The 8996-nt window shown below is 55.1% G+C and carries 7 protein-coding genes; 5 read left to right on the top strand and 2 right to left on the bottom strand.

All coding sequences use genetic code 11. From position 1 onward, the window contains the following. On the top strand, positions 1-103 hold a 103-nt coding region (locus H7A81_RS23035), incomplete at its 5' end, for a DUF333 domain-containing protein (protein ID WP_182058825.1). Between the two features lie 16 nt (positions 104-119). Here the strand turns inward: H7A81_RS23035 and H7A81_RS23040 are convergent. Continuing rightward, positions 120-1112 (bottom strand): 2-hydroxyacid dehydrogenase, encoded by a 993-nt coding sequence (locus H7A81_RS23040; protein ID WP_182058826.1) that lies wholly within the window; start codon positions 1110-1112, stop codon positions 120-122. Between the two features lie 165 nt (positions 1113-1277). Here H7A81_RS23040 and H7A81_RS23045 point away from each other — a divergent pair, with 165 nt between their 5' ends. From H7A81_RS23045 to H7A81_RS23055, 3 genes are read left to right on the top strand one after another with little or no spacing between them, the layout of a single operon-like run. After that, positions 1278-3896, top strand: a complete 2619-nt coding sequence (locus tag H7A81_RS23045) for a YdbH family protein (RefSeq protein WP_182058827.1) — start codon at positions 1278-1280, stop codon at positions 3894-3896. Further along, a complete protein-coding gene (locus H7A81_RS23050; protein WP_013509194.1) occupies positions 3893-4081 on the top strand; it encodes a YnbE family lipoprotein in 189 nt (62 codons plus the stop codon). The genes H7A81_RS23045 and H7A81_RS23050 overlap by 4 nt, the downstream gene beginning before the upstream one ends. An 11-nt stretch (positions 4082-4092) precedes the next feature. Further along, a complete protein-coding gene (locus H7A81_RS23055) occupies positions 4093-4413 on the top strand; it encodes a YdbL family protein (RefSeq protein WP_034821318.1) in 321 nt (106 codons plus the stop codon). Positions 4414-4517: 104 nt separating this feature from the next. On the opposite strand, the gene azoR is transcribed toward H7A81_RS23055, so the two are convergent. Beyond that, positions 4518-5117 (bottom strand): FMN-dependent NADH-azoreductase, encoded by a 600-nt coding sequence (gene azoR, locus H7A81_RS23060; RefSeq protein ID WP_034821315.1) that lies wholly within the window; start codon positions 5115-5117, stop codon positions 4518-4520. A gap of 255 nt (positions 5118-5372) precedes the next feature. Here azoR and hrpA point away from each other — a divergent pair. After that, positions 5373-8996: ATP-dependent RNA helicase HrpA (gene hrpA, locus H7A81_RS23065; RefSeq protein ID WP_182058828.1), on the top strand; the 3624-nt coding region annotated here is incomplete at its 3' end.

The raw sequence follows: 8996 nt of genomic DNA on the forward strand, positions 1-8996 counted from the left end.
GTTTTCACGCCAGCTGGATGGATCGCGTATTGGCATGTGTCAGTTAGCCAATGGCCGTCGTTGTGACGAGCAGGCGCTGATGGGTGGACAGTGCGCCCGCTGAGGCAGGCGCCACATCTTTACGCTTTCACCTGATTCGGGCAGTCTTCGCCACGTTCAAGCTGCTGTAAATTGCTGAGCGTGGTTTCGGAAATTGCCGTCAGGGCTTCGGCAGTCAGGAATGCCTGATGGCCGGTGAACAACACGTTATGGCAGGCTGACAGGCGACGGAAGACATCGTCCTGAATCACATCGTTCGATTTATCTTCAAAGAACAGATCGCGCTCATTTTCGTACACATCCATACCGAGCGAACCTATCTTTTGCTGCTTCAGCGCATCAATGGCTGCCTGTGAGTCGATCAGGCCACCACGACTGGTGTTGATGATCATCACCCCATCTTTCATCTGGTTAAAGGCTTGTGCATTGAGCAGATGATGATTTTCCGGCGTCATTGGGCAATGCAGCGTAATCACATCGGATGCGGCAAACAGCGTTTTCAGATCGACATACTCGGCACCCAGTTCGAGTGCAGCAGCACTTGGATAAGGATCGAACGCCAGTAAACGCATGCCAAAGCCTTTCAGGATGCGCATGGTCGCCACACCGATTTTACCGGTGCCAATCACACCCGCCGTTTTGCCGTGCATATTGAAACCGGTCAGGCCATCCAGCGAGAAGTTAGCATCACGTGTGCGTTGATAGGCGCGGTGAATGCGGCGATTCAGCGTCATCATCAACCCCACCGCGTGTTCAGCCACCGCTTCCGGCGAATAGGCCGGTACGCGTACCACCTGCAAACCGAGGGCGGCAGCCGCTTCAAGGTCGACGTTATTAAATCCGGCACAGCGCAGCGCGATGGTTTTCACGCCCAGTGCCGCCAGCTCCTCCAGCACCCCTTTACTGCCATCATCATTAACGAAAATGCACACCGCATCGCAGCCCGCCGCGTTTTTGGCCGTGGTTTCACTCAGCAGGAAGTCAAAGAACTGCAGCCCAAATCCAAAGCTGGCATTGACGTGTTCAAAGTATTTCTGGTCGTAGTGTTTGGTGCTGTAAACCGCAACTTTCATTATTTCGCTCCTGAAAAATGCAACGTCGGTATCATCACAGAATAACGTTTTCTGCATCATTTTGCTGATCTTCAGCCAGGCTATATAGCTAACACCTTCATTTGCCGGGCATAACATGACATCATCTCCGTCAGGATTGCGTAAAGAACAGGATAGTTAACTGCCATGTCGCGGGGCCTCCGTCGAACACTTGCTGCGCTACTGGCGCTGATATTGCTGCTGTTGGGATTACTGCTGACGCTGACGCAATGGTTGCCGCGTCTGGCGGGTATCTGGCTGCCGGAAAATACCCGCGTTGAGCTCAATGGTTCACCGCGCTGGCATAACGGCGGCGTGCATTTTCCGGCGGTAAGCTATCTAGCTGGTGACTGCGAGCTGGCGAATGTCAAAGATGTCGCGCTGGGTTGGCAACATAAACGCTGGCAGCTCAGTGCACAGGCCGTACAGCTCAACAGTGAATGCCTGCAAGCCCTGCCACAGAGCGATTCCAGCGGTGCACCGCGCAGTCTGGCCGAATGGCAACACATGTTACCGGGTGCCGATATCCATCTGGAGCAACTGAGTATTTTACCCTGGCAGCAATATGCCGGCCGTTTTGATCTCAGCCTCGACAAAAGCGTCCAGCAGTTACATTATCAGGGCGATAACCTGCAACTGGATGCACGTTTGCAGGGGCAGCAACTGCAGATCGCACAATTCCAACTCAGTCATCCTTTGCTACCAAAACCGCTCGATTTGCACGGTGATCTTACGCTGCCCACCTTTGCTAACGGTTTGCCGGTGGCGGGTGAACTCAGCGGTGATGTCAATCTGACGCAGTGGCCGCAGCCGCTGGCGATGACGCTTAACTGGCAGCAGCAGCAAGGCACGCTGGTGATTAATCAGCAGGGTGACGATCAGCCGTTGTTGCAGTTACCATGGCTGGTCGATGCGCAGCAGATACGTATCACTCAGGGACATTGGCGCTGGCCGCAAGCTGACCAACCGCTGTCGGGTGGTTTGGCGCTCACTCTCGACAACTGGCAGCAGGGGCTGGAAAACACCCAGGTCAGCGGGCGGTTCAATCTGCTTACCCAAGGCCGCGGCGGTAAGGGTAACCTGGTGCTGAGTGTCGGGCCGGGCACATTGAGCCTTACCGACAGCGCGTTACCGTTCCAGCTGACCGGCGAAAGTAAGTTTACCGACCTGCAGTTGTTCGGCAGCATGCCGGGCATATTGCACGGCATGTTGACCGATCCGCAAATCACACTTAAGCAAGGTGCGCTGCTGCGCCTGCGTGGACGCTTGCTTTCGACGCTGGAAGTGGATGAAGCACGCTGGCCGTTAGCGGGCGTGACACTTGCCTCGCGCGGTATCAATGGCAGATTACAAGCAATTCTAAAAGCTCACGATCCCAACTTCGGTCGCTTCACGCTGCATCTTGATGGCCGCGCCAGCGATTTTTGGCCAGACAGCGGACGCTGGAACTGGCGATACTGGGGCGATGGAATGATGCAGCCGCTCAATGCCAAATGGGATGTGAAGGGCACGGGTAGCTGGCAGGATACGTTAATCAGTCTGGACACACTCAATACCGGCTTTGATCAATTAGCCTATGGCATGGTGCAAGTCGACAAACCGCGCCTGACCTTAACCGCACCGGTGCGCTGGCAGCGAGACGTCGCGCATCCGGCTTTCAACGGGGGTTTTACCCTGAAATCCGGTCAGACGCAGTTTAGCTATGGCGGGTGGTTGCCGCCTTCAGAACTGCGCTTTGAGGCCAAGGGCAGCGATCCGAGTCGCTTTATCTGGCGTGGGCAACTTACTGCTGAGGATATCGGCCCGGTGCGGGTTCACGGGCGCTGGGATGGTGAACGTCTGCGTGGTGAGGCCTGGTGGCCAGCACAATCATTGACGGTGTTCCAGCCGTTGCTCAGTAGCGATTTGAAGATGCGCATTCAGTCAGGTGAATTGCGGGCACAAATGGCGTTTTCTGCGGCCACCAAACAGGGCTTTGAAGCCGGTGGTTTCTGGGCAGTGAAAAAGGGCAGCGTGTGGATGCCGGACAGTGAAATCAATGGCATCGACTTCACGCTGCCGTTCCGTCTCAAGGATCACCAATGGCAGTTAGGGCGTCGCGGTCCGGTTTCACTGCGCATCGCTGAGGTCAAAAATCAGTTTGCGTTGCAGAACATCACTGCCGATCTGCAGGGCCACTACCCATGGCAGGAACGCCAGCCGTTGACGCTCAGTAACGTGAATCTCGATCTCTTAGGCGGCCATGTCAGCATGCCAGAGCTGAGGATGCCGCAGCATGAGCCCGCGCGCGTTGCACTGCGCGAGATTGACCTTAGCAGGCTGATCACGGCAATCAAACCGAAGCAGTTTGCCATGTCGGGCAAAGTGAATGGTGAGCTACCGCTGTGGGTGAATAATCCGCAATGGCTGATTGAAAAGGGCTGGATTGCTAACAGCGGCCCGCTGACCTTCCGCATGGATAAAGATATGGCGGATGCCATCGTCAGTAATAACTTTGCTGCGGGAGCCGCCATGGACTGGCTGCGCTACATGGAGATTTCCCGTTCATGGGCCACTTTGGACCTCGATAACTTCGGCAATCTCACGATGCAGTCCGAAGTGAAAGGCACCAGTCAGTTTAGTAATCGCCGACAGTCGATTAACCTCAACTATCGGCATCAGGAAAATCTGTTCCAGCTGTGGCGCAGCCTGCGCTTTGGCGATAATTTGCAATCCTGGGTGGAACAAAATGCCACCCTGCCATCGAAGAAGGATCCCCAACCATGAGCCTCAGGGCATTGCTGGTGTTGGCAGCTGGGCTGCCGCTGATCGGTTGCGTGCCGCGCATTGAAGTGGCGGCACCGAAAGAGCCGATCACCATCAATATGAACGTGAAGATCGAACATGAAATCCACATTAAGGTCGATAAAGATGTGGAAGCGTTGCTGAAAAATCAAAGCGGCCTGTTTTGAGGAGAGGCATGATGAAATCGAAAGCGATGGCATTGTTGCTGGCGCTGCTGCTGGTGCCTTCAGCGTGGGCGCTGACGCTGGACGAGGCGCGGCAGCAGGGACGCGTGGGGGAAACACTCAGTGGCTATGTGGCGGCGCGACAACAGGATGATGAAACCCTGGCGCTGGTGAAACGGATTAATGATGGCCGTATGCAACAATATCAGCGCGTCGCGCAGCAGAACAATCTGAGCACCAGTGAAGTGGCACGTATCGCGGGCGAAAAGCTGGTGAGTCGCGCGGGCAGCGGTGAGTATGTGCGCGGTATCAACGGGCAGTGGTTACGTAAGTAAAACCCATCATTATCTGAGTCACAGCCATAAAAAAGCCGGGCACTCAGGCCCGGCAAAGACGGCATCATACCCATTATTCTCGGGTATTCATCACGTTCTTAAGATTACGCAGCAACAATTTGCTTGATGGCGTCTTTCGCGTCGTTAGCCGCTTTGGTCGCCACTTCTGGACCATAAGCAATACCTTCAGCGAACACGAAGTTCACATCGGTGATGCCGATGAAGCCCAGGAACAATTTCACGTATGGGGTCAGCAGATCGGTTGGGGTATCTTTGTGAATACCGCCACGGCTTGACAGGATCACGGCACGTTTACCGGTGACCAGACCTTCCGGGCCTGCTTCGGTGTAACGGAAAGTCACGCCAGCACGCGCAATCAGGTCGAAGTAGTTTTTCAGCTGAGTAGGGATGTTGAAGTTGTACATTGGCGCAGCGATAACCACAGTGTCATGCGCTTGCAGTTCTGCAATCAGCTCATCAGACAGCGCCAGGGCTTCCTGCTGACGTGGAGACAGCGGAGCATCAGAAGGACGCAGTGCGCCAACCAACTCGCCATCCAGAACCGGAATGGGCTGAGCAGCCAGATCGCGAACAGTCACTTCATTACCTTTGGCGCGCGCTTCTTCAGCGTAGAAGTCAGCCAGTTGGTTTGACTGAGAGTAACCGGCCAGAATGCTTGATTTCAGAACTAAAACTTTGCTCATGGTATTTTCCTGTGCGTTACGCGGTTGGCTTACCGCTCAATGCGTTACACTCTACGGAGATCCTCCGCGAGGTAAAAGCGCAATATTTCGAGACCTATGTTCGAAATTATTGAATAAGGTCGCACGTCCGGTCGGGTGAGGTTGTCCAGAGTGTGCTATTATGCCGGGCAATAATTGATTGAATCCGCCGGGAAATTTCAGCCGGCATCGAGCGCACTTTGCCAGGCTCGCCGCGACCACAGGTAACACACCACTATGTCATCATCCGTCACTTCCCCTTTGGCCCCACTCTGGACGCGGCTCGATAACCTGATGCTGCGCGACCGCCAGCGCTTGCAGCGCCGTTTGCATGGCGCAGCGAAGGTGAAAAATCCAGCCGCGCAGCAGGGCATTGCAACAGAACTAGAAGCCGAATTTGCTGCCGCTGAACTGCGCATTGCCCAGCGCACGGCGGCCACGCCACGCATCACCTTCCCGGAGAATCTGCCGGTCAGTCAAAAGCAGCAAGAAATAGCCGAGGCGATTCGCGATCATCAGGTGGTGATTGTGGCCGGGGAAACCGGTTCAGGTAAAACCACCCAGCTACCGAAGATTTGTCTGGCGCTCGGGCGTGGTGTCAAAGGGTTGATTGGTCATACGCAGCCGCGCCGTCTGGCGGCACGTACCGTTGCCAACCGTATTGCCGATGAGCTGGAAACCTCGCTCGGCGGCACTATCGGTTATAAGGTGCGCTTTAACGACCAGGTCAGCGACACGACGCAAGTGAAGCTGATGACCGACGGTATTCTGCTGGCGGAAATCCAGCAGGATCGTCAGTTGTTGCAATATGACACCATCATCATCGATGAAGCGCACGAACGCAGTCTGAACATCGATTTTCTGCTGGGATATCTGCGTGAGCTGCTGCCGCGCCGTCCCGATTTGAAAGTGATCATCACCTCGGCGACCATCGATCCGCAGCGTTTCTCTCGCCACTTCCATAATGCGCCGGTGATTGAAGTCTCAGGCCGGACCTATCCGGTCGAAGTACGCTACCGCCCAATGGTGGAAGACGCTGACGATACCGACCGCGATCAGCTGCAGGCGATTTTTGACGCGGTCGATGAGTTAGGTCACGAGAGCCGTGGCGATATCCTGATCTTTATGAGTGGTGAACGCGAAATTCGCGATACCGCCGATGCGCTGATGAAGCGCGATATCCCGCACACCGAAATCCTACCGCTGTATGCGCGGCTGTCGAATGCCGAACAGAACCGGGTGTTCCAGTCACACAGTGGACGCCGCATCGTGCTGGCCACCAACGTGGCCGAGACTTCACTCACCGTACCGGGCATTAAATACGTTATCGATCCCGGTACGGCGCGCATTAGCCGCTACAGCTATCGTACTAAGGTGCAGCGCCTGCCGATCGAGCCGATTTCTCAGGCATCCGCCAATCAACGTAAAGGGCGTTGCGGACGTGTGTCGGAAGGGATCTGTATCCGTCTCTACTCTGAAGACGACTTCCTCAGTCGTGCGGCGTTTACCGATCCGGAAATTCTGCGTACCAACCTGGCGTCGGTTATCTTGCAAATGACGGCGCTCGGCCTGGGCGATATCGGCGCATTTCCGTTTGTCGAAGCGCCAGATAAGCGCAATATTCAGGATGGCGTGCGCTTGCTGGAAGAGTTGGGCGCTATCACGCTAAGTGAGGATGAAACCTACAAGCTGACGACGTCTGGCCGCCAGCTGGCGCAACTACCGGTAGACCCGCGCCTGGCGCGCATGGTGCTGGAAGCGCAAAAATTTGGCTGCGTGCGTGAAGCGATGATCATCACCGCGGCCTTATCCATTCAGGATCCTCGCGAGCGCCCGAGTGAAAAACAGCAGGCATCGGATGAGAAACACCGTCGTTTTGCCGATAAAGAGTCGGACTTCCTCTCTTATGTAAATCTTTGGAATTACCTGCAGGAGCAGCAAAAAGCGCTGTCGGGCAATCACTTCCGTCGTCAGTGTAAAACCGACTTCCTCAACTATTTGCGCGTGCGTGAATGGCAGGATATCTACACACAACTGCGTCAGGTGGTGCGTGAACAGGGTATGCCGGTTAACAGCGAACCCGCGCCCTATCGTGAAGTGCACTGCGCCTTACTGACCGGATTACTGTCGCATATTGGTCAGAAAGACAATGAGAAGCAGGAATTCACCGGCGCGCGTAATGCCCGCTTCTCCATTTTCCCTGGCTCCGGCCTGTTTAAGAAGCCGCCGAAGTGGACCATGGTCGCGGAACTGGTGGAGACCAGCCGGTTGTGGGGCCGCGTGGCCGCACGTATCGATCCCGAATGGATCGAACCGCTGGCCCAGCATTTGATTAAACGCAGCTACAGCGAACCGCACTGGGAGAAAGCCCAGGGCGCGGTAATGGCGACAGAAAAAGTCACGCTGTATGGCCTGGCAATTGTGCAGGCGCGTAAGGTCAACTACAGCCGCATTGATGCGCCACTCAGTCGTGAGCTGTTTATCCGCCACGCGCTGGTGGAAGGCGACTGGCAGACGCGTCATGCGTTTATGCGCAACAACCTCAAACTGCGCAGTGAAGTGGAAGATCTGGAACACAAATCACGTCGTCGTGACATTCTGGTCGATGATGAAACGCTGTTTGCTTTCTACGACCGCCGCATTGGCGCTGATGTGGTCTCTGCTCGCCACTTTGACAGCTGGTGGAAACAGGCGAGCAAGGACAATCCTGACCTGCTGAGTTTTGATAAGCAGATGCTGATCAAAGATGGCGCGGATAAAGTCAGCCAGCTCGATTACCCGAATTTCTGGCATCAGGGCAATCTGAAGCTGAAACTGAGCTATCAGTTTGAGCCCGGCGCGGATGCCGATGGTGTTACCGTTCACATTCCGTTGCCGTTGCTGAATCAGGTTGAAGAGGGGGGTTTTGAGTGGCAGATCCCCGGTGTCCGCCGTGAGTTGGTGATTGCACTGATTAAATCGTTACCAAAACCGACGCGCCGTAATCTGGTGCCTGCACCGAACTACGCAGAAGCTTTCCTTGGTCGTGTAAAAGCGATGGAGTTACCGCTGCTGGATGCGCTGGAGCGCGAGTTCCGCCGCATGACCGGGGTGACCATTGATCGTGAAGCCTGGCAGTGGGATCAGGTGCCCGATCACCTGAAAATGACCTTCCGCATTGTGGATGAACACAATCGCAAGCTGCAGGAAGGCAAAGATCTGCATCAATTAAAGCAGGTATTGAAAGGTAAAGTGCAGGAAACGCTGTCGAAAGTCGCAGACGATGGGCTGGAGCAGAGCGGACTGCACATCTGGAGCTTTGGTGATTTGCCGCAAAGTTACGAGCAGAAACGCGGCAGCTATCAGGTTAAAGCCTGGCCCGCACTGGTCGACGAGAAAGACAGTGTCGCCATTCGCCTGTTCGACAACGAGCTTGAGCAGCATAAGATGATGTGGCGAGGCCAGCGTCGCCTGCTGCTGCTGAACATTCCGTCGCCAATCAAGTATCTGCACGAGAAACTGCCCAACAAAGCTAAACTCGGCTTGTACTTCAATCCTTACGGCAAAGTGCTGGATTTGATTGATGACTGCATCGCTTGTGGTGTCGACAAACTGATGGCGGAAGCGGGCGGTCCGGCATGGCAACAGGAGAATTTCGAGCAGCTACGCGACAAAGTGCGTGCTGAATTGAACGAAACTGTGGTGACTATCGCCAAACAGGTCGAGCAGATTCTGACCAGCGTGTTCAATATTAACAAGTTCCTGAAGGGTCGTGTCGACATGACGCTGGCGCTGGCACTGTCTGATATTAAAGCGCAAATGAGTGGTCTGGTATACCGCGGCTTTGTCACCGGTAATGGCTATCAGCATCTGGGCGATACG

The organism is Pantoea sp. ME81, from assembly GCF_903970985.1.
GTDB classification, from domain to species: Bacteria; Pseudomonadota; Gammaproteobacteria; order Enterobacterales; family Enterobacteriaceae; genus Pantoea; species Pantoea communis.

What these genes read in the sequence shown, in the direction of transcription:
- H7A81_RS23055 (WP_034821318.1), top strand. Translation starts at nt 4,093, where the DNA reads ATGAAATCGAAAGCGATGGCATTGTTGCTGGCGCTGCTGCTGGTGCCT.
- azoR (WP_034821315.1), bottom strand. Translation starts at nt 5,117, where the DNA reads ATGAGCAAAGTTTTAGTTCTGAAATCAAGCATTCTGGCCGGTTACTCT.
- H7A81_RS23050 (WP_013509194.1), top strand. Translation starts at nt 3,893, where the DNA reads ATGAGCCTCAGGGCATTGCTGGTGTTGGCAGCTGGGCTGCCGCTGATC.
- H7A81_RS23040 (WP_182058826.1), bottom strand. Translation starts at nt 1,112, where the DNA reads ATGAAAGTTGCGGTTTACAGCACCAAACACTACGACCAGAAATACTTT.
- H7A81_RS23045 (WP_182058827.1), top strand. Translation starts at nt 1,278, where the DNA reads ATGTCGCGGGGCCTCCGTCGAACACTTGCTGCGCTACTGGCGCTGATA.